The sequence below is a fragment of the Arthrobacter globiformis genome, from assembly GCF_030818015.1.
GTDB lineage: Bacteria > Actinomycetota > Actinomycetes > Actinomycetales > Micrococcaceae > Arthrobacter > Arthrobacter globiformis_C.
Window position 1 is genome coordinate 33,371 of the sequence record NZ_JAUSZX010000001.1, and the last position, 25,085, is coordinate 58,455.

Annotated in this window: 25 protein-coding genes; 18 read left to right on the forward strand and 7 right to left on the reverse strand. The window is 67.2% G+C overall.

Annotated features, from left to right (window positions below):
• Nucleotides 1-18: 18 nt before the first annotated feature.
• The 3 genes from QFZ23_RS00155 to QFZ23_RS00165 all read left to right on the forward strand — a co-directional run bounded on the left by QFZ23_RS00155 (nt 19) and on the right by QFZ23_RS00165 (nt 3,139).
• Complete coding sequence (locus tag QFZ23_RS00155) at nt 19-1,023, forward strand: aldo/keto reductase family protein (protein ID WP_306919955.1); 1,005 nt, start codon at nt 19-21, stop codon at nt 1,021-1,023.
• An 8-nt stretch (nt 1,024-1,031) separates the two neighbouring features.
• Entirely contained in the window at nt 1,032-1,883 is an 852-nt protein-coding gene (locus tag QFZ23_RS00160) for an SDR family oxidoreductase (RefSeq protein WP_306919956.1), read from the forward strand.
• Between the two features lie 149 nt (nt 1,884-2,032).
• Nucleotides 2,033-3,139, forward strand: a complete 1,107-nt coding sequence (locus QFZ23_RS00165; protein ID WP_306919957.1) for a sulfite oxidase — start codon at nt 2,033-2,035, stop codon at nt 3,137-3,139.
• A 122-nt stretch (nt 3,140-3,261) separates the two neighbouring features.
• Here the strand turns inward: QFZ23_RS00165 and QFZ23_RS00170 are convergent, their stop codons facing one another.
• Nucleotides 3,262-4,035 carry an SDR family NAD(P)-dependent oxidoreductase gene (locus tag QFZ23_RS00170; RefSeq protein WP_306919958.1) on the reverse strand — a complete coding sequence of 258 codons (774 nt, stop codon included), beginning with the start codon at nt 4,033-4,035 and terminating at the stop codon, nt 3,262-3,264.
• A gap of 30 nt (nt 4,036-4,065) precedes the next feature.
• Nucleotides 4,066-4,890 carry a sugar phosphate isomerase/epimerase family protein gene (locus tag QFZ23_RS00175; protein WP_306919959.1) on the reverse strand — a complete coding sequence of 275 codons (825 nt, stop codon included), beginning with the start codon at nt 4,888-4,890 and terminating at the stop codon, nt 4,066-4,068.
• Nucleotides 4,891-5,079: 189 nt separating this feature from the next.
• Between QFZ23_RS00175 and QFZ23_RS00180 the strand changes: the two genes are divergently transcribed.
• The 7 genes from QFZ23_RS00180 (at nt 5,080) to QFZ23_RS00210 (ending at nt 10,808) form a co-directional block, all read left to right on the forward strand.
• Nucleotides 5,080-6,417: an MFS transporter gene (locus QFZ23_RS00180; protein WP_306919960.1), complete on the forward strand. Its 1,338-nt coding sequence runs from the start codon at nt 5,080-5,082 to the stop codon at nt 6,415-6,417.
• A gap of 65 nt (nt 6,418-6,482) precedes the next feature.
• Entirely contained in the window at nt 6,483-7,349 is an 867-nt protein-coding gene (locus QFZ23_RS00185; protein ID WP_306926576.1) for a transketolase, read from the forward strand.
• A complete protein-coding gene (locus QFZ23_RS00190) occupies nt 7,346-8,383 on the forward strand; it encodes a transketolase family protein (RefSeq protein ID WP_306919961.1) in 1,038 nt (345 codons plus the stop codon). Before QFZ23_RS00185 ends, QFZ23_RS00190 begins: the two co-directional genes overlap by 4 nt.
• A 130-nt stretch (nt 8,384-8,513) precedes the next feature.
• Entirely contained in the window at nt 8,514-9,170 is a 657-nt protein-coding gene (locus tag QFZ23_RS00195; RefSeq protein ID WP_306919962.1) for a GntR family transcriptional regulator, read from the forward strand.
• Nucleotides 9,171-9,296: 126 nt separating this feature from the next.
• On the forward strand, nt 9,297-10,193 hold the full coding sequence (locus QFZ23_RS00200) for a glycosyltransferase family 2 protein (protein WP_306919963.1): 897 nt from the start codon (nt 9,297-9,299) through the stop codon (nt 10,191-10,193).
• Nucleotide 10,194: 1 nt separating this feature from the next.
• The gene (locus tag QFZ23_RS00205; protein WP_306919964.1) at nt 10,195-10,389 is read left to right on the forward strand and encodes a DUF2795 domain-containing protein; all 195 of its coding nucleotides are present in this window, start codon (nt 10,195-10,197) and stop codon (nt 10,387-10,389) included.
• Between the two features lie 35 nt (nt 10,390-10,424).
• The gene (locus QFZ23_RS00210; protein ID WP_306919965.1) at nt 10,425-10,808 is read left to right on the forward strand and encodes an RNA-binding S4 domain-containing protein; all 384 of its coding nucleotides are present in this window, start codon (nt 10,425-10,427) and stop codon (nt 10,806-10,808) included.
• Nucleotides 10,809-10,833: 25 nt separating this feature from the next.
• Here QFZ23_RS00210 and QFZ23_RS00215 read toward each other — a convergent pair whose 3' ends face one another.
• Genes QFZ23_RS00215 through QFZ23_RS00225 form a run of 3 tightly spaced genes read right to left on the reverse strand, consistent with a single transcriptional unit; the run spans nt 10,834 to nt 13,849 of the window.
• On the reverse strand, nt 10,834-11,487 hold the full coding sequence (locus QFZ23_RS00215; RefSeq protein WP_306919966.1) for a dihydrofolate reductase family protein: 654 nt from the start codon (nt 11,485-11,487) through the stop codon (nt 10,834-10,836).
• The gene (locus QFZ23_RS00220; protein WP_306919967.1) at nt 11,484-13,211 is read right to left on the reverse strand and encodes a DUF4389 domain-containing protein; all 1,728 of its coding nucleotides are present in this window, start codon (nt 13,209-13,211) and stop codon (nt 11,484-11,486) included. The genes QFZ23_RS00215 and QFZ23_RS00220 overlap by 4 nt, the downstream gene beginning before the upstream one ends.
• On the reverse strand, nt 13,208-13,849 hold the full coding sequence (locus tag QFZ23_RS00225; RefSeq protein WP_306919968.1) for a hypothetical protein: 642 nt from the start codon (nt 13,847-13,849) through the stop codon (nt 13,208-13,210). Before QFZ23_RS00225 ends, QFZ23_RS00220 begins: the two co-directional genes overlap by 4 nt.
• A 266-nt stretch (nt 13,850-14,115) precedes the next feature.
• Between QFZ23_RS00225 and QFZ23_RS00230 the strand changes: the two genes are divergently transcribed.
• The 3 genes from QFZ23_RS00230 (at nt 14,116) to QFZ23_RS00240 (ending at nt 17,355) form a co-directional block, all read left to right on the forward strand.
• Nucleotides 14,116-15,648, forward strand: coding sequence for an amidohydrolase (locus QFZ23_RS00230; RefSeq protein ID WP_306919969.1), 1,533 nt, complete (start codon nt 14,116-14,118; stop codon nt 15,646-15,648).
• A 107-nt stretch (nt 15,649-15,755) separates the two neighbouring features.
• On the forward strand, nt 15,756-16,373 hold the full coding sequence (locus tag QFZ23_RS00235) for a uracil-DNA glycosylase (RefSeq protein ID WP_306919970.1): 618 nt from the start codon (nt 15,756-15,758) through the stop codon (nt 16,371-16,373).
• Nucleotides 16,374-16,401: 28 nt separating this feature from the next.
• Nucleotides 16,402-17,355, forward strand: coding sequence for a hypothetical protein (locus tag QFZ23_RS00240; RefSeq protein WP_306926578.1), 954 nt, complete (start codon nt 16,402-16,404; stop codon nt 17,353-17,355).
• Nucleotides 17,356-17,416: 61 nt separating this feature from the next.
• Here QFZ23_RS00240 and QFZ23_RS00245 read toward each other — a convergent pair whose 3' ends face one another.
• Nucleotides 17,417-18,742, reverse strand: a complete 1,326-nt coding sequence (locus tag QFZ23_RS00245; RefSeq protein ID WP_306919971.1) for a type II toxin-antitoxin system HipA family toxin — start codon at nt 18,740-18,742, stop codon at nt 17,417-17,419.
• Nucleotides 18,739-19,098, reverse strand: coding sequence for a type II toxin-antitoxin system Y4mF family antitoxin (locus QFZ23_RS00250; RefSeq protein ID WP_306919972.1), 360 nt, complete (start codon nt 19,096-19,098; stop codon nt 18,739-18,741). Before QFZ23_RS00250 ends, QFZ23_RS00245 begins: the two co-directional genes overlap by 4 nt.
• A 307-nt stretch (nt 19,099-19,405) precedes the next feature.
• On the opposite strand from QFZ23_RS00250, the gene QFZ23_RS00255 reads away from it, so the two are divergent.
• From QFZ23_RS00255 to QFZ23_RS00275, 5 genes are all read left to right on the forward strand, one after another.
• Nucleotides 19,406-20,101 (forward strand): phosphatase PAP2 family protein, encoded by a 696-nt coding sequence (locus QFZ23_RS00255; protein ID WP_306919973.1) that lies wholly within the window; start codon nt 19,406-19,408, stop codon nt 20,099-20,101.
• A gap of 74 nt (nt 20,102-20,175) precedes the next feature.
• Nucleotides 20,176-20,892 carry a FadR/GntR family transcriptional regulator gene (locus QFZ23_RS00260; RefSeq protein WP_306919974.1) on the forward strand — a complete coding sequence of 239 codons (717 nt, stop codon included), beginning with the start codon at nt 20,176-20,178 and terminating at the stop codon, nt 20,890-20,892.
• A gap of 93 nt (nt 20,893-20,985) precedes the next feature.
• Nucleotides 20,986-22,047 (forward strand): asparaginase, encoded by a 1,062-nt coding sequence (locus QFZ23_RS00265; protein WP_306919975.1) that lies wholly within the window; start codon nt 20,986-20,988, stop codon nt 22,045-22,047.
• Between the two features lie 12 nt (nt 22,048-22,059).
• Complete coding sequence (locus QFZ23_RS00270; protein WP_306919976.1) at nt 22,060-23,493, forward strand: aspartate ammonia-lyase; 1,434 nt, start codon at nt 22,060-22,062, stop codon at nt 23,491-23,493.
• Nucleotides 23,494-23,536: 43 nt separating this feature from the next.
• Nucleotides 23,537-25,078, forward strand: a complete 1,542-nt coding sequence (locus QFZ23_RS00275; RefSeq protein WP_306919977.1) for an amino acid permease — start codon at nt 23,537-23,539, stop codon at nt 25,076-25,078.
• The last annotated feature ends 7 nt before the right edge of the window (nt 25,079-25,085 follow it).

Consider the following 25,085-nt stretch of genomic DNA (forward strand, 5'->3'; position numbering starts at 1 on the left):
TCCGCTAGCGTGAAACCCATGGAATTCAGATACCTCGGAAACAGCGGCTTCAAGATTTCGGAAATCACGTTCGGCAACTGGCTCACGCATGGCTCCCAGGTGGAGAACGACGTCGCCACCCGGTGCGTGCGGGCGGCGCTGGACGCCGGCATCAGCACCTTCGACACGGCGGACGTCTACGCCAACACCGCGGCGGAAACAGTTCTGGGCGAAGCGCTCAAGGGCGAACGCCGACAGTCCATCGAGATCTTCACGAAGGTATTCGGTCCCACCGGCCCCAAGGGCAAGAACGACCTCGGACTGTCCCGGAAGCACATCATGGAATCCATCGACGGGTCCCTCAGCCGGCTGCAGACGGACTACGTGGACCTGTACCAGGCGCACCGCTACGACTTTGAAACGCCGCTGGAGGAAACGATGCAGGCGTTCGCCGACATCGTCCGGCAGGGAAAGGCCCTGTACATCGGGGTGAGCGAGTGGACCGCCGAGCAGCTCCGCCACGGCCACGCCCTGGCCAAGGAACTTGGCTTCCAGCTGATCTCCAACCAGCCGCAGTACTCCATGCTGTGGCGGGTCATCGAGGAGGAAGTGGTTCCGGCGTCGGAGGAACTGGGCGTCTCCCAGATCGTCTGGTCCCCCATGGCGCAGGGTGTGCTGAGCGGCAAGTACCTGCCCGGCCAGCCGCTCCCGGAGGGCAGCCGCGCCACCGACGACAAGGGCGGTGCCAAGATGATCCAGCGCTGGATGCGGGACGACGTCCTGGCCGCCGTGCAGGAGTTGCGGCCGGTCGCCGAGGAAGCGGGACTGACCATGCCGCAGCTGGCGGTGGCCTGGGTACTGCAGAATCCGAACGTCGCCTCCGCCATCGTGGGCGCCTCCCGGCCGGAACAGGTGGCCGACAGCGCCGCGGCCGCCGGCGTGCGCCTTGACCCGGACGTCCTGAAGAAGATCGACGCCGCCGTCGGCTCCCTCGCCGAGCGGGACCCGGCCCAGACAAAGTCCCCCGCAACCCGCGAGGCCTAGGAGCACCCATGACGGATCTTCCAGACCTTGCGGTCACCGGCGCCACCGGGGTCCTTGGCGGCATGGTGGCCCGCCAATTGTCCGACGCCGGATTCTCCCAGCGCCTGCTGTTGCGCGACCCCCGGCGGGCGCCGGACCTGAAGGACGCCCCAGCGGTGGTGGTCAGTTATGGGGACCCCGTGCTGTCCCGCCCGGCCCTGGAAGGAGTCAAAGTCCTCTTCATGGTGTCGGCGGCGGAGGCGGAGGACCGGCTGCAGCAGCATTACGCCTTCGTGGACACCGCAGCAGAGGCCGGCGTGCGGCACGTTGTGTACACGTCCTTCTTCGGGGCGGCGCCGGACTGCACCTTCACCCTGGGCCGCGACCATTACGCCACCGAGGAGCGGATCAGGGCGTCCGGCATGGGGTTCACGTTCCTGCGGGACAACTTCTACCTCGATTTCCTGCCCAGGCTGGCCGGGGAGGACGGCGTCGTCCGGGGTCCGGCGGGCGACGGTGTGATGGCCGCAGTCGCGCGGGAGGACATTGCCCGGTCCGCGGTGGCCGTTCTCCGTGACCCCGCCGTCCACGCAGGGGCAACCTACGACCTGACCGGACCGGAAGACATCTCGCTGGCGCACGCCGCCGAGGTGCTCACGCGTGCCACGGGCAGAACCGTTACGTATCATCACGAAACCGTGGACGAAGCGTTCGCCTCCCGCGCTTCCTACGGCGCACCGGCGTGGCAGGTCGAGGCCTGGGTCAGCACGTACACGGCGATCGCCGCCGGAGAACTGGCCGGGGTGACGTCGGACGTGCACGGCCTCACCGGTCAGGACCCGATGGCACTCGAGGAATTGGTGAAGCTGCCGCAGCTGTAGGGGCCTGTTGACGGTGCTGGGTTGTTGACGATCACGGGCTGTTGACGGTCAGGCGCTGTTGACGGTCATATGCGCGCGGCGTAAACCTGTGAGAAGGAGCACGCCTATCAGCAGCTGCACCCCGCAGCACCGAGCAGAATCGCAAGGCCATGTCCAAGCTGATCTACCGACGCCGACCGTCCGCCCGCCCCGCACCCCATTCCGGTGAACCCACGCACGGCCCGCTCACCCGGGAAGAGCTGCAGCTCGCCGTGCGGAACCACTCGATGCCGCTCGAGGCCCTGCGCCAGGATGTGACTCCGCCCGGGCTGCATTACGTGCTGACGCACTTCGACATTCCGCAGGTCAGCGGCGCTTGGCACCTGCGGATCGGCGGCGCCGTGGAACGGGCTATGGAACTAAGCCTTGCGGCACTGAAGCGGGATCCGGCCATCAGTGTCCAGGTGACCATGGAATGCGCCGGCAACGGGCGATCGCTGCTCAGGCCGCGGCCACTCAGCCAGCCCTGGACCCTGGAAGGCGTGGGAACGGCAGTGTGGACTGGTGTTCCGCTGGCCTACCTGCTTGCCCAGGCCGGCGTCGAGCCCGAGGCCGTCGAGGTGGTGTTCACCGGGCTGGACGCCGGGATCCAGGGTGGCGTGAGGCACCAGTACGCCCGGAGCCTGCCGATTGCGGAAGCGTCCCGGGCCGACGTCGTCCTTGCCTACAAGATGAACGGCAACGAACTGCCGCCGCAGCACGGCTACCCGCTACGGCTCGTCGTCCCCGGCTGGTACGGCATGGCCAGCGTCAAGTGGCTGCAGTCGGTCCAGGTGGTCACGACGCCGTTCACCGGTTTCCAGCAGTCGGTCGCCTACCGCTACCAGCACAACGCGGACGACGCCGGCACCCCGGTTTCGCGGATCAGGGTGCGGTCCCTGATGGTCCCGCCAGGCATTCCTGACTTTTTCACCCGCCGCAGGTACCTGCCCCGCGGGCCCGTCATGCTCCAGGGCCGGGCGTGGTCCGGTGAAGGCGCCGTGACGAAGGTGGAAGTCGGCATCGACGGCAAGTGGGTTCCGGCGCAGCTGGACAAGCCTGCCGGTGCCTTCGCTTGGCGCGGCTGGAGCCTGCCGTGGGTGGCCGACCCCGGCCACCATGAACTGGCGTGCAGGGCCACCGACGCGACCGGGGCCATCCAACCGCTGGAGCAGCACTGGAATTACCAGGGCATGGGCAACAACACGGTGCAGCGCGTGCGGGTCATCGTCGAATAGGTGTCAGCGCCGAGTGAACCGGGCGACGGAGGTCCTCCATAACGCGGTTCTTGTAGTCGACGCCCAGGCATCCCCGCCGGCGGCCAGAACATCTCCCGCCCCGGCGCCCAGGGCAAACGCTGTTAGTGCATGTGGCTTCCGCCGTTGATGTCGATGGTGGTGCCGGTCAGGTAGGCGGAGTCCTCGGAGGACAGGAAGGTGATGACGGCGGCGACTTCTTCAGTGGTGGCGTTGCGGCCCAGCGGGATGCCGGCGTTGATGGCCGCCTCCTGCTCCTCGGTGCTGCCGACGCGGATGTTGGTGTCCACGGCGCCCGGGGTGATGGCGTTGACGGTCACACCGGAGTCCCCGAGTTCGCGGGCGAGGGCCTTGGTGAAGCCGAGGATGGCGGCCTTCGCAGCGGAGTAGGGAACCTTGCCGAAGACGCCGCCGCCGCGCTGCGCGGAAACGGAGGACATGTTGACGATCCGGCCCCAGCCGTTATCGATCATGTCCGGCAGGAAGGCCTTCGTGACGAGGTAGGTTCCGGTGGAGTTCACGGCCATGACCTTGTTCCAGAGGTCAAGCGTGGTTTCCAGGAAAGGCACCGGCGAAGTGATGCCGGCGATGTTGGCCAGCGCGCCGACAGCGGGAAGGGCGCCGCTCGTGACCTCGGCTGAAACTGCCTTGTACGCGGCGTTGACGGAGTCCTCGTTGGCGACGTCAATCTCGTAGCCGAACGCCGGGACGTTGAATTCGTTGCCGATTTCGGTGGCGACCTTTGCGGACTTCTCGCCGTCGAGGTCCAGGATCACCACGCCCCAGCCCTGGCTGGCATAGCGGCGGGCGGTGGTGATGCCGATGCCCCGTTCCGAGGTGGCTCCGGTGAGGACGGCAGTGCGCTGAATGGCGGTCATGATTCTCCTTGGTGGATTTTGTGGGGTTGTTCAGATGAGGTCGGTGATGAAGCTGGCTGCCTTGGCGGCGGCTGCCGGCCGTTCGTCGTGGGTGATGTCCCGGGTTTCGAGTTCCAGGCTGAAGTGCCCCGTGTAGCCCTGTTCGGCAAGGCCCCGCAGCCCGGCAGGGAAATCGGCCTGGCCGTTGCCGATGCTGAGGTTGATGTTCCCGGGCACGGCATCGCGCAGGTGCACGTGGGCTATCCGGCCCTCGTGGCGTGCCAGGTACTCCAGCGGTTCCTCGCCGGCGGCGACGATGTGGCTGAAGTCCATGACTATCCCGACGCCGGACCCCGCCAGCCGCTGCGCCAGCAGTTCGGCACGTTCCAGGTTCCAGCAGAACCGCAGGAAGTGCAGTGATTCGGTCCAGAGTTCGACGCCGAACCCGGCCGCGCGCTCCCCCGCCCGGATTAGCTGCGCCGCGACGGTGTCCAGGTCCTCCTCGAGGCTGCGAACCGGCTCGTGGCTCAGCGCACCGCAGGGAAGGACCAGTGCCTTGGCCCCCGTTTTAGCGGTGAGGGCGAGCAGGGCGTCAAGGTGCCTGTCCCGCTCAGCCTGCTGGCCGGCGTCGAGCACTGCATTCAGGTCACCGATATCCCCGTTGACTGAGCGCACCCGCAGGCCGGATGCGGCCACGTCACTGGCCACGGCTGAGACGGCATCTGCGTCGAGTTCATACGGAACGTGATCGCAGACGCCGGGGAGGGCGCCAAGGTCGATCTCACCGAAACCGAGCCCAGCCATGGTTCGCAAGGCTGTCGGCAGATTTTGGTGGCGGAAGCTGATGGATGAGCACCCGAGTCGGGAATGGAACATCGTCGTTGATCCTCTGGTAGTGCCCGGCAGGCTGTAGTGATGGACACCACATTACGTGCGTCGACTGTTAACAGTCAACTCCTGAAGGCGACTGTTGACAGTCAGCATGACGCCGGTCACACTGGGACGTATCTTGTTAACAGTCGACAGCGCGCTGGACCTTCAGCCGCTCTTCGAAAGGGAACCAACATGAGCAACGAAGCTCTAAAAATGCGGGGGCACGTCCACGGCACCAAGGACGCCAGGCGGGTCGCCATCGGCTCGGGCGTCGGCGCTGTAATCGAGACGTACGACTTCATCGGCTTCGGCACAGCGGCCGCCCTGTACTTCGGAACTGCCTTCTTCCCCACCGGGGACCCGGTCACCGGAACGCTCGCCGCCTTTGCCACGCTCGGCGTCGGCTTCGCGGCCCGGCCGCTGGGCGGCATCATCGGCGGACACCTGGGCGACAAGGTAGGACGCAAGCCCGTCCTGGTGGCCTCCCTGATCCTCATGGGCGTGGCCACGTTCCTCATCGGCCTCCTGCCCACCTACAGCCAGGTGGGGCTGCTGGCTCCGGCGCTGCTGGTGTTCGTCCGCATCGTCCAGGGCTTGGCCTTCGGCGCCGAGTGGGGCGGAGCCATCCTGATGAGCTACGAGCACGCGCCGTGGAAGTCCAAGGGCAAGTTCACTGGTATCGTCCAGGCCGGCTTCCCCGTGGGCCTGCTGCTGGCCAACCTGGTGTTTCTGGTCAGCGTGAACCTCGGTGGCGAGCTCGCCTGGCGTGTTCCCTTCCTCGCCAGCATTGTGCTGGTGGTAGTCGGCCTGATTATCCGTTCCAAGGTTCCCGAGTCCCCGGTCTTCGATGAGGTCAAGGACAGCGGCGCCATCGTCAAGTCCCCGATCGTGGAGGTCATCAAGACCGACTGGCGCAGCATCGTGAAGGGAATCGGCCTGCGCGTCGCCGAGACCGCCGGTTACGCCGTGTCCATCACGTACATGATTTCCTACCTGAACACCCAGCACCTGGCCGACAAGACCCAGACCCTGGTGGCCCTGTGCATCGCGTCCGCGATCGGCATCTTCGCCACCCAGGCGTGGGCCCGCCTGACCGACAGGATCGGCCGCCGCCCGGTCTACGTCTGGTCCACGGCCTTCGCCGTCCTGTTCGCTGTTCCGATGTTCCTGCTGGTCAACACCGGCCTGTTCGTCTTCATCATCGCCACCATCGTCATCTCCTACGCTGTCTGCCAGAATTCCCTTGCCGGAGCCCAGGGCGCATGGTTCCCCGAACTCTTCCAGGCCAAGACCCGGGCGTCCGGCGCTTCGCTCGCCTACCAGATCTCCGCCATGGTCTCGGGCTTCACCCCGTTCATCACCACCTTGCTGTTCGTCAGCTTCGGCTGGATGGGCCCGGCCCTGCTGTTCGGTCTCTACGCGGCTATCGGCCTCTGGGCAGCCATCGCCACCCGGGAAACCTGGGGCAAGCGGGAACGGCACCTCGCCGATGAAGCCACCAAAAACACACCTCAGTCGGTGGATGCCTGATGACCGCCGTCCGCGAAGCCACCCCGCCGCAACTGCACACCCAAGAACTCCCCGAGAAGGAACGAATGACCCTGGAAACTGCCGCCGAACGACTTGAGCGGGTCAGTGCCGCCGCCTACCGGATCCGGCACCACGCCCTGAACATGGGCGAGGTGCAGGGTCAGGGCTACGTGGGCCAGGCCCTCGGCGCAGCGGACATGCTCGCCGTCGTGTACGCCGATCAGCTCCGCTACCGCGCGGAGGACCCGCACTGGGAGGGCCGCGACCGGTTCCTGCTCTCCACCGGGCATTACGCCATCGGTCACTACGCCGCCCTTGCCGAGGCCGGCATCATCCCCGAATCCGAGCTCGAAACCTACGGCTCCGACGACTCCCGGCTCCCCATGTCCGGCATGTCCACCTACACCCCCGGCATGGAAATCTCCGGCGGCTCCCTGGGCCACGGACTGACCATCGCCGTCGGCATGGCCCTGGGCCTGCGCTACCAGGGCTCCGGCGCCAGGATCTACAACTTCCTCTCGGATGGGGAACTGGACGAAGGCTCCACCTGGGAAGCAGCAATGGGCGCGCACCACCACCAGCTCGGCAACCTGACCGCCATGGTGGATATCAACGCCCTGCAGGCCGACGGCAAGACCGACACCGTGCTGCGCACCGAACCGATCACCGAAAAATGGGAAGCCGCCGGCTGGTACACCCAGCGGGTGGACGGCAACGATATGGCCGCGCTGCTCGTCGCGTTCGACAACGCCGCAGCACAGGCCGCCACCAGCGGACGCCCCGCCGTGATCCTCTGTGACACGAAGGTGGGGCGCGGCGTGCCGCTGCTGGAGGAACGGGAAAAGGCGCACTTCATGCGCATCGAAGAACACGAATGGCCGCTCTGCCGCGAGCAGTTGACTGCAGGATACGAAGGAAAGGCCGCCCGATGAGCACCACCACAGCAGCCAAGGGCACCGCAGTGAAGGCCACCGCCGGAACAGGCACCGCGCCCAAGCTCAAGACCTCGGCCATGATCGCGTCCTTCGCCGACCCGGGCCAGAAAACCACCTCCGCCCCGTTCGGGCATGCACTCGTCAAGGCCGCGCAGGAGAACGACAAGATCGTCGGCCTCACCGCGGACCTGGGCAAGTACACGGACATGCATATCTTCGCGCAGGCCTTCCCGGAGCGGTTCTTCCAGATGGGCATGGCCGAGCAGCTCCTCTTCGGCGCAGCCGCGGGCCTTGCAGAAACCGGCCTGGTGCCGTTCGCCTCCACCTATTCCGTGTTCGCTGCCCGCCGCGCCTACGACTTCCTCTGCCTGGACGCGGCCGAGCCCAACCTCAACGTCAACATCGTGGGCGGCCTCCCCGGACTCACCACCGGATACGGCCCCAGCCACCAGGCCACCGAGGACATGGCGATCTTCCGCGGCATGCCCAACCTGACCATCGTGGACCCGTGCGACTCCATCGACATCGAACAGGCCGTCCCGCAACTGGCCGCCAGCGAAGGACCCACGTACCTGCGCCTGCTGCGCGGCAACGTGCCCACGGTCCTGGACGAGTACGACTACACCTTCGAACTCGGCAAGGCCAAGGTCCTGCGCGGGGGCAACGACGTCGTCTTCGTCTCCAGCGGCCTCATGACCATGCGTGCCCTCCAGGCAGCCAAGGCTCTGGCTGAACACAACGTGGATGTCGCCGTCGTCCACACCCCCACCATCAAGCCGTTCGACGCGGAAACCGTCCTGGCCGAGATCAACACCGACCGGCTCGCCGTGACCCTGGAGAACCACAGCGTGGTGGGCGGGCTGTTCGAAACCGTCGCCTCGGCCGTGGTGACCGCCGGCCTCGGCAAGCGCGTGGTGCCGGTGGCGCTGCCCGACGCATTCCTCGACGCCGGGGCCCTGCCGACGCTGCACGAGCGCTACGGCCTGTCCGTGCAGCGGATCGTCGCCAAGGTGCTTGCCGAGCTCGGCTAAGTCCGGCTTCGGCTCCGCTAGGCACGGCCGCGGTAGGAGCGCCGGTACAACCTGGACCAGCGCTCCTGCCGTGGCATCATTGTTAACACGGCGACTGTAAACAGTCGACCTCTGACCTTGGGAGAATCCGATGGCCGCGACAGCAACCCTGCTGGGACTGGAAAAGAAAAGCCTTCGCGAGCAGGCGGTGGCGGCGTTGCGCACTGCCATCACCAGCGGAGCGCTTGAGCCCGGCCGCCATTTGGTGGAAACCGAGCTGTCCGAGATGCTGCAGATCAGCCGTGGAACGCTCCGGGAGGCTTTGCGGCAACTCCAGCAGGAGGGCCTCATCTCCGCGGGCGCCCGCGGCCGGTTGTCGGTCCGCCACCTGGATGCCAAGGAAATCCGCGACATTTACTCCGTCCGCGCGGCCCTTGAATCCCTGGCGGCCCGCACGCTGTGCGAACTGCCCGACCGCCAGCACGTCATCGGGTCCCTCCGCGCGGCCATCCAGGCCATGGAGGCAGCCACCCACGGCAGCATGGAGGAGCGGGTCGAATCCGACCTCGACTTCCACCGCACCATGTGCCGCCTCACCGGCAACGAGACCCTGCTGCATTCGTGGGAATCCCTGGAGGGCTCCATCCGGATGTCCATCATGTTCGCCGGCCTCGAAAAGGGCGTGCGGAACATGAGCGTGGACCGGCACAACGACATCGTCGCCGCCATCGAAACCGGGGACGCCACCCTGGCCCGCAACACCATCCGCGAACACATGGACTCCGCGGCGGCCGTCCTCGTCGCCTAGGCTCGGCGAGTCCGGTCCGACACGCCCGAAGCGGGTTTAGCCAGCAACAGCCCTGGGTATCTGAATCAGTGCAGCGCAGGGACTCACTGGTCTTGACCGACTTCTGGCTTCGGAAAGGCGGTGGTCATGGATCGCCACACATCTGCCACCTGGGCCTCGGGCCAAACAGCCCGCGACCCTGCCCTCGACGTCCTCATCCCCACCTGCAACCGGCCCGCAGAACTGGCCGTCACTCTGGCCGGCCTCGCAGCGCAGAGCGGACCGGCCTTCCGGCTGGTGGTCAGTGACCAGTCGGACGGACCGCCGGCCTGGGAGCTTCCAGCGGCAGCCAGCCTGGTCCGTGTCCTCCGTGCGCAGGGAACGCCAGTTGAGCTGCACCGCCACCTGCCGCGGCGCGGCCTCGCCGAACACCGCCAGTTTGCGCTGGAGCAGGTGCGGGCGGACAAAGTGTTGTTCCTCGATGACGATGTTTGGTTGGAGCCGGGGGCTCTGGCCAGGATGAGTGATGCGCTCGATGCCCTGGGCTGCGGCTTTGTGGGCATGGCCCCTCAGGGCCTCTCCTTTTTGAGTGACCGGCGTCCGGAGCAGACCGTCACCTTCGCACCGTGGGAGGGACCCGTGACTCCGGAGCGCATCCGTCCCGATGAGGAGGGCTTCCAGCGCTGGCCACTGCACAGCGCAGCAAACCTGGCCCACCTGAGCGCCGAACTGGGGCTGGCGCCAGGGGAGTGGATTCCGTACAAGGTGGCCTGGCTGGGAGGGTGCACCATGTTCCGCCGCCAGGCCCTGGAGGAAGCCGGCGGTTTTCAGTTCTGGGCGCAGCTGCCGCCAGAGCACTGCGGCGAGGACGTCGTGGTCCAGTGGCGGGTAATGGAGACGTCCGGCGGCGCGGGCATCCTTCCTACTGGAGCGGTCCACCTGGAATCCCCCACCACCGTTACAGACCGCCGCGTGGAGGCCTTCGACGTCGTGCTGGCGGACAACCCCAACGATGCACAGCAACAACTAGCCGAAAGGAACTGACATGGCTGAAACACCCAACCCCATCCAGATCCAAAAGTTTCTGGGCGGGATCGACTATCCCGCCAGCCGGGAAACCCTCCTCTCCCGCGCCAAGGAGTCGGGCGCGGACACCAGTGTTCTGGATGCCCTCCAGAAAATTCCCGATAAGGAATACGACAGTCCGACGGCGGTAAGTTCCGCCGTATCGGACGCCTAGGTCCGCTGCGGGCCCGGCTATACTCGGCTGCAGTTATGAGCAGCCTTCCCTTAGCCCCCAGCACCGTCCGCGTCGACGCGTGGCTGTGGGCCGTCCGCGCCTACAAGACAAGGTCCGCCGCCACCGCCGCGTGCCGCGCGGGGCATGTGCGCATCAACGGGAATCCGGCCAAGGCCTCGCAGTCACTGGTGCCCGGCGACACCGTCCGCGTCCGCCAGCCCGGCTACGAACGTATCCTCGAAGTGCGCAGGCTTATCGCCAAGCGCGTGGGTGCGGAGGCAGCCTCGCACTGCTTCACAGACCATACGCCTCCCCGGCCGGTGGCTCCGGCGCTTGGGCTGCCGCAGCGCGACCGCGGGACCGGCCGGCCCACCAAGAAGGACCGCCGCGAGATGGAGCGCCTGCGCGGCTTGGGCTGACAGGGCGGTTTGGACTGCCGGCGCCTCAGTCCTTGACCTGCTCGCGGCCGTCCCGCACCTCGAACTCCCCCACCTCCAGGTCAGCTGCACCGAAGGCAGCGGGCAGCAGGGTCAGGTGCACCGCTCCTGACGACGTTGCCTTGCTCCCGGCAAGGGTAAATGCCGACGGCGTGACGCCGGGTTCGAAGAGCCGCTTGCCCTGGCCGAGGACCACCGGGAAGATGATTAGCCGGTATTCGTCCACGAGGCCGGCATCGTGCAGGGCACGGACCAGCCTGTAGCTGCCGTGGACCTGGAGCTCCCTGCCGGGGGTTGTTTTGAGGTCGTCAACGGCCTCGAGGAAGTTCGCGGGGAGGATGGTGGTGTTGTTCCACGTCGCTTCGGTGAGCGTTGAGGACACCACGTACTTGGGCAGGCTGTTGAGCGCCTTGGCTACGGCGTCGTCCGGGTCAGTGACCTGCTCCCAGTACGGCTGGAACATCTGGTAGGTCGTGCGGCCCAGAAGAATGGCGTCGGCTTCGGCGAACCACCCATTCACGATCCTGCCCATGTCCTCGTCGAAGAGCGGCACCACCCAGCCGCCGAATTCGAAGCCCCCGCTGGCGTCCTCGTCCCTGCCGCCCGGGGCCTGCATGACGCCGTCGAGGCTCACGAAGGTGTGGACGGTGAGTTTCATCATGGCCCTCCCGGTGGAGTGGTTTGTGGACTGGCGGCCGGGGGCTCGCCCGGATCGGCGGGGCCCATGTCGAGCCGGAACGGAGGATACTCGTCCCGCATCAGCACGACGTATGCCAGGACGCGGTAAACCCAGCGGTTGAGGCCGATGAGCAGGTCGAACAGGCTCCGGAGGTATCTGCCGGTGAACAGCAGGATGACGCCGGCAATGAAGGCCAGCAGCGAGAGCAGGGAGATAGCGTTGCCTGCCGAGTAGCGGCCGGCACCTGCGAAGTCGTCATCCGACGCAGCCACCCAGGTACGCGTGGATCCCGCGAGCGCGCCCACAATCAGGAGGTGGGGGATGGCGAGCAGCCAGGACTTCACCAGCACCAGGCCGCGCGACAGATGGTCCGGATAGTCCACCTCAAAGTCGGCCGGGTAGTCGGTGCGGGCCAGGGTGAAGGGCGGGTAGCGATCCGTGCCGATCGCCGTGAAGGCGTAGAAGGACACCCGCCAGCTCCAGCGCAGCACGCCCACATTGAAGTTGAACAGTGAGTGCGGGTAGCGGGCGGTAAACAGGATCGCGAACCACGCCACGATGCTGGTAACGATAAGTGCGAACCAGAGGAAGAACAGAACGATCAGGTGCGGGATGGCCAGGAACCATTTGACCAGCCACATCCACCGGGACAGCGCCGGGTCCACATGGCCGGTCAGGCGGGCCGGGTACCTCGGGTTCTCCAAAAGGTCGACGACGGCGGGAGGCGGCGGTGCGCCCGCCCCGCCGCCGGGGGCGGGATAGCCAGGCGCCGGATAGCCGGGAGCCGGGTACGAAGCCGGTTGCATGCCTGGTGGCACAGGCGCGGTCCCCGGTGGCACTCCTGCGTTCCCGGGCGGAACGCCTGCATTTCCGCCCGCGACGGCAGAACTGGCGAACGGACCCGTGGCGCCGGCAGCGGCGGGAGGTCCCGTCGTCGGGGTTTCCACTGGCGGAGCCTGGCCCGCGAGCGGATGGCCAGGCGGATAGCGGCCGGGGTGGTACTGGCCCGGGGGAAGGTGCGGCGGCGGCCCGTGGCGTCCCAACCCCATGGCGCCTGCAACGATCAGGGGCACGCCGACAACCAGCAGAACAATCCCGGCGATAAGCAGCCACAGGAACAGCGGCCAGAGCAAGTCGGAGCGGACGCCGGCCTGCAGATCCACGGAAACCGGAGCGGTGGCGTCGGCGTTCATGATCACCACCGTCCAGCTGCCGGGAAGGATGTTCCATCTGAGTTCCTGCGTACCGGTGCCCTCTGCGGACGCGACCCAGAAATTCTGGGTTCCGGGGCGGGCAGGGGACCGCGTCCCGGGCACTTCGGTGTAATCGACCCTGAAGGGCCGCAGATTCAGTTCCCGGATTTCGGAGCGCTTAACTCCGTCGAGATAGCGCGCCGCGTCCTGTTGCGGTGCGACGCCGATGAAGATCCCTTTGCCCGGGCTGGCCCCCGATCCGCGGAGCAGGATGCTGCCGGCCGCGTCCGACGGGATGACGTCCGGCAGCCTGCCGCTGACCATGACGTCTAGTCCTGCCGAGGTGATGGCGGAGGACGCGGCGTCGAACCGGTGCGATTGCGTGGTGAAGTAGCCTTCGTCGCGCTGCTGGAAGTTGAGCCAGCCCACCCCGGCTGCGCCCGCCAGCAGCCCCACTCCCAGGAGCGCGGCGATTGTACCGAGGACGAGCATCACCATGCGGCCAGGTTTCATGCCGGTTCCTTGTCTCGGACCCTGCGGCGGGCTGCCACCCGTGGTTCGGCATCGCTGGGTTGGGCGGTGCCCGGTTCCACGGCAGTTGATTGGACGGCGCTTGATCGGACGGTGCGTGATCGGGCCGTGCGTGATCGGGCGGCTGGTTGTTCGCCGCTGATTTGCTGGGTACTGCGGGCCTTGTCTTTGTGCTTGCCGTCCAGGTGCTGATTGTCTTTGTGCTTGCCGTCAGGATGCTTGTGGTCACCGTGTTTATGGTCGGGGTGCTTGTGGTCGGATTGTCTGTGGTCACCGTGCCCGTGAGTGAATGAAGGGTGCGCGTGGATGCCCGGCCGGGGGTCCAGAATGCTCAGCCGGCAGGGTTTTTCGGACGTGCCTTCGCCGCTGAGTTGGGTGAGCTGGGCGGGATCATGGAGCGCGGTGATGGTGTCCATGGCGGCACGGGCCATCGACAGGTCCAGAATGATTTCCTTGCCTGGCAGCAGAGTCCTGGCACGCCGCGCAACAACATATAGCGCCCGGCTGTTGGCCGGCGTCAGGGTTCCGCGGACCTCGATGCAGGCGCGCTCCATGTTCGCGTCGATGTGGACCACGACCTTGAGGCGGTGATGACTGGCAGTGATGTCCACAGCGCTCACGTCCCCCGGCCGGGCAGTCGCTGCCCAAGTTGAATCGGCCGGAACGTATAAAGGGACCGGAAATTAAGGTTCATGTAGCCAACGCCTCCCCGACTTCATTGTCGGAACCGTGTAACGTCCAGAATGCACCTTCTGTGCCAGCGCTGGGAAGAGGCGTTCCCGGCGGAGCTCTGACGGCGGCCAGGGACAGCGCACCAAGGAACGGTGCGAAAAGGAACGATGCAGCGCGAATTGGTGCCGGCCGGAAACCTGCCTAGCCTGTTCGTATGCCTTCCAGCCAGGACCAAGCATCCCCGCAAGACCTGACGCCCGCCGAAATGGTGCTGGCCTCCGTGAGGCTGCCCGGCGAGACAGAATGCTGCGACGTCTATATCCGCGACGGCCACCTCTCGGCGATCACCGCGGCCGCAGAACGCCCCGGAGGGTCCACGGCAGCGGATGCTCAGGTGCTGGATCTTGAGGGGCGTTTCGTCATTCCGGGGCTGTGGGACGAGCACGTCCACATGACGCAGTGGGCGCTGGCCGCCAACCGGATCGACCTGTCCGGCGCCGCTTCGGCGCGCGCCGCCGTCGAACTTGTCCGGAAGCGGATTACGGAGGCAACCCCCGAGACAGAACCGACCATGACGGTGGTGGGCGCCGGATTCGGGGACGCGGTATGGGACGACGTCCCCAGCACCGAAATGCTCGACGACGCCACCCGGGGAGTGCCCACGGCCCTGATCAGCCATGACCTGCACTGCGTCTGGCTGAATTCCGCGGCCGCCCGGCGGTACGGCGTTCAGCTCCCGGCAGACGGGCTGCTCCGCGAGGAGGCTGCGTTCTCCGTCACGCGCGAGCTCGGAAAGCTGCCCGACGGCGTCGTCGACGGTTGGGTGCGCACGGCCGGCCAGGAAGCCGCCGCCCGCGGTGTTGTGGGCGTGGTGGACCTGGAGATGACATGGAACCGCGATGTCTGGTTGCGCCGGATCGCCGGCGGGTTCAGCTCTCTTCGCGTGGACGCTGGCGTGTATCCGGAGGACCTGGAGCGGGCGGCCGCTGAGGGGATGCGGACCGGACAGGAGGTCGACGGCGGGGCGGGCCTTTTGCGGGTCGGTCCGCTAAAGGTGCTCATCGACGGCTCCCTCAACACGCGCACCGCCTTCTGCGTTGACCCGTACCCGCACGGCGGGCACGGCATCCTGACCATGAGCGAAGCCGAGCTGGTTGCCCTGCTCGCCAGGGCCCGGGAGACGGGCTTCGTGCCGGCGGTCCACGCCATTGGCGACGGCGCCAACCAGGTTGCGCTGGATGCCTTCGCCGAAGTTGGGACCGGAGGCCGGATCGAGCACGCCCAGTTTGTGCGGCAGGAGGACTTCACCCGGTTCGGCGAGCTCGGCCTGACGGCCAGCGTCCAGCCCGCCCACGCCCTCGACGACCGCGACGCCGCGGACGCGAGCTGGACGGGCCGCACTGACCGGGCCTTCCCGCTGCGCTCCCTGCTGGACGGTGGGGCGCGGCTGGTGCTGGGTTCCGATGCACCAGTGGCACCGCTGGATCCGTGGCTGGCGATGTCCGCCTCGACGGCGCGGGCGCGGGACGACGGCCGCGGCCCCTGGCACCCGGAGCAGGCACTGACCCGGGAGGAGGCGCTGCTCGCATCAACGCGGGGACGCGGCCGGATCCGGGCCGGGGATGTGGCGGATATCGCGGTGCTGGATGCGGATCCCCTTGCCGCGTCCGATGCTGTGTTCGCCGCAATGCCCGTCGCTGCAACGCTCGTGGCGGGCCGGTTCACGTTGCGGGGTGCAGGTGTTTAGAACTCCTGTTGGGTCGGCGGGAACTCCCCCACCCACCCTTACCGTCAAAAGCGTAGAGTGGCCTAAGACGCCTGATTCTTGGACGCCATGCAGCTAAGGGAGAAATCGTGACGATTGACTGGGACGAAAAGAAAGCCCTGCTACAGGAACCGAACATCGCAGCAGTGACGCAACTGTGCGATGAACTCATGGAGAAGAAGCCGGGATCGATCGTTCCTTACATCGACCCCGTCCATGACGAGGACGAATGCCGGATTGTCAGCCTCCAGGTCAGCCCGGGCAAGGGAACCGAGTCCGGTTTCGTGTCCCATTTCAACGACGACGAGGCCGCACGGCGCGCCACCCAGATCTACGAGCTCGCCGAGCTGGATCCGCGCTACGTCATGCCGTGGAACGCTTACCCTTGGGTACGCGACCCGGACATGCCCTCGGCCCTCAGCGTCCAGGAAAAGACGGACGGCCTGCGCCCCTTCCGGCAGTTCATGAAGATCAACAGGCGCGTCTCGGCCATCATCGCCCACGGGACCGACGCCGCCACCTTCCTGACGCTCTTCGAGAAGACGTACCATTACTCACTCAAGAACAACGGCATCAAAATCTACAAGGCCAGCGCGCTCGGCGGGCGGGCCTTTGCTGTTTCCGAGGCCAAGCAGGAAGAACTCCTGACCAAGAGCGTGGAGGTTTACAAGGACGCCATGCAGCGCGCGGGCATCCAGCACCTTTAGCTCCCCGGTTACCGGCCCGGTGAAACGCGTGCTCGACTGGCTGCTCGATTCCGACCCCTCCATACGGTGGCAGGTCCTGCGCGACCTGACGGATGCGCCTGCCGAAGAGGTGCGAACCGAGCGTGCCCGGGTGGCCGCCGAGGGATGGGGTGCGCGGCTGCTCGCCCTGCAGGGCGACGATGGCCAGTGGGACGGCGGGACGTTCTTCCCGGTCCCTTACGACGGCTCCGAGGCGGGCCAGCCCTGGACCGCCACGACCTACAGCCTGCTGCTCCTGCGCGACCTCGGACTCGACCCCGGCAGCGAGGAGGCCCGCGCAGCGGTCCGGAAAGTGCGGGAGAACAGCCGCTGGGAAGAGGGCGGCCAGCCGTTCTTCGATGGCGAGGTGGAGCCCTGCATCAACGGAAAGGCCGTCGCCCTCGGCGCGTACTTCGGCGAGAACGTCGACGGCATCGTCCGGCGGCTGCTCGGCGAGCAGCTCGCCGACGGCGGCTGGAACTGCGAGGCGGAGCGGGGGTCGGTGCGCTCGTCATTCGCGACCACCATCAACGTGTTGGAAGGGCTGCTGGAATACGAGCGGGCGACCGGCGGAACTCCGGAATCCATTGCTGCGCGGAAGCGGGGCGAGGAATACCTGCTGGAACGTGCGCTGCTCCGGCGCAAGAGCACCGGAGAGCTGGTGGACCCGGACTGGCTGCAGTTTTCCTACCCGACCCGCTGGTTCTATGACGCGCTGCGCGGCCTTGATTACTTTCGCGACGCGTATTTCCAGGACACGGGCGGGCGGCCGGACACCCGCCTTGCCGAGGCCGTCGGTCTGCTCCGCTCAAAACGGCAGCCCGACGGAACCTGGCTGCTTGAGAACACCCACCCCGGCCGCATCCACTTCGCCATGGAGGACGGCGACGGGCGCCCCAGCCGCTGGAACACGCTTCGGGCCCTGCGCGTGCTCAACTGGTACGACGGCGGCCCTGACCTTTAGGCGGGTCCCACCTTTAGGCGGTCCCGACCTTCAGCAGACCGGAGCTTTAGGCTTCCGGGGCTCACCCCTCCAGCAGCCGCCGCCGGTGCTTGAGCTCCTTGACCCACGCCCTGGTGACCATGTCCGGAAAAGGCGAGGCGCCGCCGTCGTCCGCTGAAACGGTGGCAGTTGAAGCGGCAGCCGTTGAAACGAAAGCAGTAGACGCAAAGGCCGCCCCGGCCTCCAAGTCCGCGAGCAGCGGACCGGCGGCCTTCAGCGCCAGATCCACCGCCTGGACAGCCGTGCGTTCGGGCAGCCCGAGGCCAGTGGCCCAGGCCAGGAAGTGTTTGCGGGAGATACCGCTGCGCTTGCCGCCGAGCGTCAGGGCGAGCGTCTTGTCCCCGTAGACCACTGTGGAGGGGATGTCGTACACGGGCGCGATGGACCACTCCCCGTGCGGCTGCTGCACCATGGACACGTTCTTCGCATGCAGGTCGCCGTTGCCGCTGAGCAGCGCGAAGGCGGCCTGGATGGCGAGGTTCCGCAGCGCCGGCAGCGGCGCCGCGCAGTACTCGGCGAGCGCATGGCACACCGTTCCGAACCCCACGTTGTACTTGTCCGCCGGGTACAGCTTCAGAACCTGCGCGCCGTCCTCGACGGCGAGGCGCTGCACCGCGTCCTGTGGGCCTGCGGATCCGGCAGCTTTCCCGCCGGCCGCCAGCCCGCCTGCCGACGTCCCACTGGCCAGGGGCACCCGGTCGAACCGCTCCACCAGCAGCCCGGGCCGGCCGGCGACGTCGCGCATCAGCTGCACCCGGCTCAGCGGAATCCGCAGCTTCGCCGCGTAGCGGAACATGATGAACTCGTTCTCCACCACGTGCGGGAATTCCGGGGCGTTGAGCTTGAGGATGAAGCGGCGCCCCGCGCTGGCCACCGGCATGGAGATCATCCCGGCGGACAGCTTGTCCTGCACACCGGCGAGCGCCACCGGATCGATCAGGCCCGAGTCGCCCAGGAGCTCGTCGAAGTCCACTGGCTTGCGGGGGTCCACCTCGACGGCGTGTTCCTCCTGGTCCAGCGGCTCCCCGTGGCCCACGATCTGCACGTCGCCCACAGGGTTGCCGCCCGCGGCGATAAGCAGGGAGAGGTCGTCGTCCGCGCTGGTCTTGATGGACCGGCGCAGCGCGTTCAGCCGCCGGCCCTCCGGGAGCAGCCCGGTGAAGTACGGCGGCGCCGCCCCTGCCCCGGACAGGACCGGAACCGGCGACAGCGGCAGGGAACTCGCGACAGCAGGGCGGCCGCTCTGCAGGTAGGCCGGCAGATAACTGAACCTGGTGCCGCCGTCGTGCCGTTCCAAACGGGCGGCCAGGACGCCGCGCTTATAGATGTCAGCGATGCGGTGCCTCACGGCCGGTTCTCCCGTTCGCCGGGTCCGCTGTCTTCCAGCGGGGCGGCCGACGGCGTGACGTCCAACAGCGGTTGGGTCACCAGCGGTTGGGTCACCAGCGCTTGGGTCACCAGCGTTTGGGTCACCAGTGCGCGGGCGGCGGCGCTGGTCCGGGTGGCGAGCTGCAGCTCGAGGCCTAGCGTGTCCAGCAAGGCCAGCAGAGTGTCAAGCCGGAGACTCGGCTTGCCTTGCTCCACGAATCGGACGAAGCGCTCAGAGACCCCGGCCATGTCGGCGAGGTCCTGCTGGCTCAGGCGGAGGTCACCGCGCCGGGCGCGGACGGCCGCGGCAAGGCGGCCCCCGAATGAATCAGTCAAGACGCCTCCTCCGAACCATTAATGCCTGTCCTAACGGCTACCGCCTGTCACAACCGGCACGATCGTGCCGTTTCACAGCTAAAGGCAGTCTATGCCCGCCGTTTGCTGCTGTAAACAGGCAATTCAGAACGAACGTACCGGTGACGAGTTGTGGCTGCCACACGCTCCAATTAGGTTCTTAGAGATTTCTTGGCGCAGTCCTTCCACACTTGAATCAGGCACGCATGACCGCTGCCGCTGCAAAAGAAAGGGATGGCCAGTGGGCAGGGTGGAGAGGGCAAACGAGAGCACAGCGGAGCGTACGCGGTTGGCGATACTGCCGCAGCTGCGGCACTGGATCGCGCTGCCGCTGGTGTTCGCCGTCCTGATTGTGGCCGCGGGGTTGACCATGCGGTCCGCACCCGCCCTCACTGCCGCCGACCTCTCCGTCGATGCCGCCCTGAGCCATGACCACACGCCGCAGCTGACGGCGATCGCCCTCTTCATTAACGTCGCGTTCAGCCCTCCGGCGGGTGTGGTGATGATCGCCGCGATCTGCCTGTTCCTGCTGCTGGCCCGCCGGAGCCCGGTGAATGCCGTTGCCACGGGGCTGGTGGCCGCTGGCTCGTGGGTCAGCAGCGAGCTGTTCAAGCTGGTTGTCGCCCGCCATCGGCCCGACTCCACCGCGCTTTTCGATCCCCTCACCCCCGAACCCGGCACCGACAGCTTCCCGAGCGGGCATACCGCCCTCGCCGTGGCACTCGCCATCGCTCTCTTCCTGCTGGCGCGGGGCACCGGCTGGCAATGGCCCGTCCTGGCGATGGGAGCCTTGGTGGCCGTGACCGTTGCCCTGTCCCGCGTCTATCTTGGCGTCCACTACCCCACCGACGTCGCGGCGTCGTTCCTCACCTCCCTGACCGGAGCCTCCTTCATCACGGGCCTCTGGAACAAATACGGGCTGGCAGCGCTCGCACGCCTGCCGTTCCTGGCCCGGCTGGGACCGGTTCCGCCCCCGGCCTCCTGACAAACCTTCGAAGGCCGATCTCACCGAGGCCGCCAGGGTTGACACCCGCCTGTGACCCGTGCCATATTTTTAACGTGAACCTGTCAGACAGCCGGACAGCCGGACAGCAAAGCGGAGCGAGCACCTTTCCGCTGGCGCGCCTCAGTGCGGCCGAAGCTGTCTTCAACGCTATCCGCGGCGACATCCAGAGCGGCGAGCTGGCCGTCGGCACCAAGCTCAGCTCGGAAGCCGCCCTGGCCTCGCAATACGGGGTGAGCCGCTCCGTGATCCGCGAGGCCCTGCGCTCCTGCACCGCCCTGGGCCTGACCGTTACCAGGACGGGCCGGGGCACGTTCGTCGTCGCCGACCATGTGGCAAACGACCTCTTCCTGGGCCAGTTCTCCGCCCGGGACCTCACCGAGGCACGCCCGCATATCGAAGTCCCGGCCGCCGGCCTGGCCGCCGAACGCCGCACCGCCGAGGACCTGGAAATCCTCCGCGGCATGATGGCGTCCATGGCCGCGGAAACCGACCCCGAAGCCTGGGTCGCCCTCGACTCCAGCTTCCATGCAGCCATCGCCCGGGCCAGCGGCAACAAGGTATTCGAAAGCGTGGTGGCTGACATCCGCGATGCCCTCGCCCACCAGTCCGAAACCCTCAACATGGTGGCCGACCGCCAGCACGCCTCCGACGTCGAGCACCGCCTCATCCTGGACGCCATCGAAGCCGGCTCCGCCGCAGACGCCAGCGCCGCCATGGCCGGGCACCTGCGCGCCGTCGGCGAAGCCCTCGACTCCATCCTCAACCGGTAGGTGCCCCGGCCTTCCTGGCACTCCGAACCATCCGGCCCCACCCGACTCCTCCACGCCACACCCAACTCAAGTCAACGAAACACAGAGGACTCCATGCCTTCCCCCGCCATGCCGGCAAGCCATTCCCTTTCCGCGCTGCCCGCCGCCGCAGTGATCCTGCCGCGGCACGAGCCCCTCGCGTTCCAGACCCGTGACGGGCTGGTGGAAAGTGTCCACTACGGCTCCCTGATCGCCACCGCCCCGGGCGGCCGCACCCTGCTCTCCGCCGGCGACCCCCAGGCCGCGTTCTACCCCCGGTCCTCCCTCAAGCCCCTGCAGTCCGTGGCCATGGTCCGGGCCGGACTGGACCTGCCGGCCGATCTGCTGGCCCTCACCGCCGCGAGCCACTCCGGCGCAGCCCGGCACCTCGACGGCGCCACCCGCATCCTGGAACTGCACGGCCTCACGCCGGCAGCCCTTGAAAACAGCTCCGACCTCCCCTACGGCGTCCGCGAGCGCGAGGAGTGGCTGCGCGACGGCGGCCGGCCCACCCAGCTGGCCCAGAACTGCTCTGGCAAACACGCCGCCATGGCCGCCACCTGCGTCATCAACGGCTGGCCGGTGCAGGGCTACCTCGCCCCCTCCCATCCGCTGCAAAAGCTCGTCGCCGAGACCGTCACCGACCTGACCGGAGAGGAACCCGCCGGCCTCAGCACCGACGGCTGCGGAACCCCGCTGTTCGCCCTCACCCTCGCTGGAATGGCCCGCGCCTTCGGTCGCCTCGCCTCGGCCGAACTGGCTGATGGTGCATCCGCCCCCGAAAGCCCGGAAGCCGCCGTCGCACATTCCATGCGCCGCCATCCGGAAATGGTGGCGGGCGAGGGCCGCGACGTCACGGAGCTGATGCGCCTCCTGCCCGGTGCCCTGGCGAAGGACGGCTTCGAAGGCATCCAGCTGGTTGGGCTGCCGGACGGACGCGCCGTTGCGGTCAAGATTTCCGACGGCGGTGACCGGGCCAGAATGCCCGTCACCGTCCGCGCGCTGGAAGCGCTCGACGTCGACACCTCCGCCCTTGCGGGCATCGCCACCGGCGCGGTCCTCGGCGGAGGCCACCAGGTGGGCCTGCTGCAGGCCGCAGACTTTTCCTCCCTGTCCCCGACCAACGACGTTCCTTAAGGACTGCACCACATGACCGAAACCCAAACCCTGCCGGATACCCAATCCCTGTCTGACGTCCGCTCCGAGCACGACCTGCTCGGCGACCGGGACATCCCCGCCGGCGCCTACTGGGGCGTCCACACGCTCCGCGCCGTGGAAAACTTCCCCATCACCGGGCAGCCGCTCTCCAGCAACATGCACCTGGTCCGCGGCCTCGCCGCCGTGAAACTGGCGGCCGCCCGCACCAACCTGGAACTCGGGCTGTTGGACGCCGAACGGGCTGCGGCCATCGAACAGGCATGCGCCGATGTGATGAACGGCGAGCTCAACGAGCAGTTCGTGGTCGACGTGGTCCAAGGCGGCGCGGGAACGTCGTCGAACATGAACGCGAACGAGGTCATCGCCAACCGCGCCCTAGAAATCCTGGGCCATCCCAAGGGCGACTACGCGCGGCTGCACCCCAACGACCACGTAAACCTCAGCCAGTCCACCAACGACGTCTACCCCACCGCAGTGAAGCTCGGCACCATCTTCGCCGCCCGCGAGCTGCTCTCCGCGCTGGCCGAACTCGAGGAGGCGTTCGCGGAAAAGGCCATGGAGTTCCGCACCGTGGTGAAAATGGGCCGCACCCAACTCCAGGACGCCGTTCCCATGACCCTGGGCCAGGAATTCGGCACCTACGCCGTGACCATCGGCGAGGACCGGCAGCGGCTTGCCGAAGCGGACCTGCTCATCCATGAGATCAACCTCGGCGCCACCGCGATCGGCACCGGGCTGAACGCCCCCGCCGGCTACGCCGAGGCCGCCTGCCGGCACCTGGCCGAAATCACGGGCCTGCCGCTGGTCACCGCCGTCGACCTCATCGAGGCCACCCAGGACGTGGGCGCCTTCGTCCACCTCTCCGGCGTGCTCAAGCGCGTGGCCGTCAAGCTGTCCAAGATCTGCAACGACCTCCGCCTGCTGTCCTCCGGACCGCGCGCCGGGTTCGGCGAGATCAACCTTCCGGCCGTCCAGTCCGGATCCTCCATCATGCCCGGCAAGATCAACCCGGTGATCCCGGAAGTGGTCAGCCAGGTGGCCTACGAAGTCATCGGCAACGACGTCACCATCACCATGGCCGCCGAAGCCGGGCAGCTCCAGCTCAACGCCTTCGAACCGATCATCGTGCACAGCCTGCACAAGAGCATCTCGCACCTCGAAGCGGCCTGCCGCACGCTCACGGCGCGCTGCGTCCGCGGCATCACCGCCAACACCGAACGGCTGCGCCTCACGGTGGAACAATCCATCGGCCTGGTGACCGCCCTCAACCCGCACCTCGGCTACGCCACCGCCACCGCGATCGCGCAGGAAGCCCTGGCCACCGGCCGCGGCGTGGCCGAACTGGTTCTTGAACACGGCCTGCTCACCGAAGCCCAGCTGCAGGAGCTCCTCAGCCCCGAACGCCTGGCAAACCTCAGCAAATAACGTCCTACCCGTCCGACCCCAACCGGAAACCAAAGGATCTCTCATGTCCAACCCCCAACAGGGCGCCGCTAGCCAGGCGACCATCACGGACCATACGGTCCCGGCCCAGGCACACGCCACCGAAAACCTTCTCCACGCCGAGGACAAGGGCTACCACAAGAGCCTGAAGCCGCGGCAGATCCAGATGATCGCCATCGGCGGCGCGATCGGCACCGGCCTGTTCCTCGGCGCCGGCGGCCGACTCAACGCCGCCGGCCCCTCCCTGGTCATCGCCTACGCCGTCTGCGGCTTCTTCGCCTTCCTGATCCTGCGCGCCCTCGGCGAACTCGTCCTCCACCGGCCCTCCTCCGGCTCGTTCGTCTCCTACGCCCGCGAATTCTTCGGCGAAAAGGCAGCCTTCGTCTCCGGCTGGTTCTACTGGATCAACTGGGCCACCACCACCATCGTGGACATCACCGCCGCCGCCCTCTACATGAACTTCTTCGGCAACTACGTCCCCTGGATGGCCGATGTCCCCCAGTGGGTCTGGGCCCTGACCGCCCTCATCGTCGTCCTGGGCCTGAACCTCGTCTCCGTCAAGGTCTTCGGCGAGATGGAATTCTGGTTCGCCATCATCAAGGTCGCCGCCCTCGTCGCGTTCCTGCTCATCGGCACCTACTTCGTCATCTTCGGCACCCCCGTGCCCGGCCAGGAAACCGGGTTCAACCTCATCACCGACAACGGCGGCATCTTCCCCAACGGCCTCCTGCCCATGATCATCCTCATGCAGGGCGTCCTGTTCGCCTACGCCTCCATCGAACTCGTCGGCACCGCCGCCGGCGAAACCGAAAACCCCGAAAAAATCATGCCCAAGGCCATCAACTCCGTGGTCTTCCGCATCGCCGTGTTCTACGTCGGCTCCGTCATCCTGCTGGCCCTGCTCCTGCCCTTCACCTCCTACCAGAAGGGCGTCAGCCCCTTCGTGACATTCTTCGGCTCCATCGGCATCCAGGGCGTGGACGTCATCATGAACCTCGTGGTCCTCACCGCCGCCCTGTCCTCCCTCAACGCCGGCCTCTACTCCACCGGCCGGATCCTGCGCTCCATGTCCGTCGCCGGCTCCGCCCCCAAATTCGCCCAGCGCATGAACAAAGCCGGCGTCCCCTACGGCGGCATCGCCATCACCGCCGGCGTCTCCCTGCTCGGCGTCCCGCTGAACTACCTCGTCCCCTCCCAGGCGTTCGAGATCGTCCTGAACATCGCCTCCGTGGGCATCATCGTCACCTGGGCCACCATCGTCCTGTGCCAGATCCAACTCAAGCGCTGGGCAGACAAAGGCTGGCTCAAACGCCCCGCCTTCCGGATGTTCGGCGCCCCCTACACCGGCTACCTCTCACTGCTCTTCCTGGTCGGCGTCCTCGTCATGGTCTTCATCGACTCGCCCCTGACCCTGCTGGTCACACTCATCGCCATCGCCCTCATGGTCGCCGGCTGGTACGCCTGCCGCAAACGGATCCACGAGATCGCCGAAGCCCGAGAAGGGTTCACCGGCATGTCCCCCGTCATCGCCAACCGCCCCGGCCCCGGCGCCGCGGACCGGATCTAGCCCGCCA

Coding starts and splice junctions, on each gene's coding strand:
- QFZ23_RS00210 (WP_306919965.1), top strand. CDS start 10,425: ATGAGCAGCCTTCCCTTAGCCCCCAGCACCGTCCGCGTCGACGCGTGG.
- QFZ23_RS00275 (WP_306919977.1), top strand. CDS start 23,537: ATGTCCAACCCCCAACAGGGCGCCGCTAGCCAGGCGACCATCACGGAC.
- QFZ23_RS00265 (WP_306919975.1), top strand. CDS start 20,986: ATGCCTTCCCCCGCCATGCCGGCAAGCCATTCCCTTTCCGCGCTGCCC.
- QFZ23_RS00270 (WP_306919976.1), top strand. CDS start 22,060: ATGACCGAAACCCAAACCCTGCCGGATACCCAATCCCTGTCTGACGTC.
- QFZ23_RS00155 (WP_306919955.1), top strand. CDS start 19: ATGGAATTCAGATACCTCGGAAACAGCGGCTTCAAGATTTCGGAAATC.
- QFZ23_RS00195 (WP_306919962.1), top strand. CDS start 8,514: ATGGCCGCGACAGCAACCCTGCTGGGACTGGAAAAGAAAAGCCTTCGC.
- QFZ23_RS00165 (WP_306919957.1), top strand. CDS start 2,033: ATGTCCAAGCTGATCTACCGACGCCGACCGTCCGCCCGCCCCGCACCC.
- QFZ23_RS00160 (WP_306919956.1), top strand. CDS start 1,032: ATGACGGATCTTCCAGACCTTGCGGTCACCGGCGCCACCGGGGTCCTT.
- QFZ23_RS00220 (WP_306919967.1), bottom strand. CDS start 13,211: ATGAAACCTGGCCGCATGGTGATGCTCGTCCTCGGTACAATCGCCGCG.
- QFZ23_RS00180 (WP_306919960.1), top strand. CDS start 5,080: ATGAGCAACGAAGCTCTAAAAATGCGGGGGCACGTCCACGGCACCAAG.
- QFZ23_RS00170 (WP_306919958.1), bottom strand. CDS start 4,035: ATGACCGCCATTCAGCGCACTGCCGTCCTCACCGGAGCCACCTCGGAA.
- QFZ23_RS00185 (WP_306926576.1), top strand. CDS start 6,483: ATGACCCTGGAAACTGCCGCCGAACGACTTGAGCGGGTCAGTGCCGCC.
- QFZ23_RS00200 (WP_306919963.1), top strand. CDS start 9,297: ATGGATCGCCACACATCTGCCACCTGGGCCTCGGGCCAAACAGCCCGC.
- QFZ23_RS00215 (WP_306919966.1), bottom strand. CDS start 11,487: ATGATGAAACTCACCGTCCACACCTTCGTGAGCCTCGACGGCGTCATG.
- QFZ23_RS00205 (WP_306919964.1), top strand. CDS start 10,195: ATGGCTGAAACACCCAACCCCATCCAGATCCAAAAGTTTCTGGGCGGG.
- QFZ23_RS00190 (WP_306919961.1), top strand. CDS start 7,346: ATGAGCACCACCACAGCAGCCAAGGGCACCGCAGTGAAGGCCACCGCC.
- QFZ23_RS00175 (WP_306919959.1), bottom strand. CDS start 4,890: ATGTTCCATTCCCGACTCGGGTGCTCATCCATCAGCTTCCGCCACCAA.
- QFZ23_RS00230 (WP_306919969.1), top strand. CDS start 14,116: ATGCCTTCCAGCCAGGACCAAGCATCCCCGCAAGACCTGACGCCCGCC.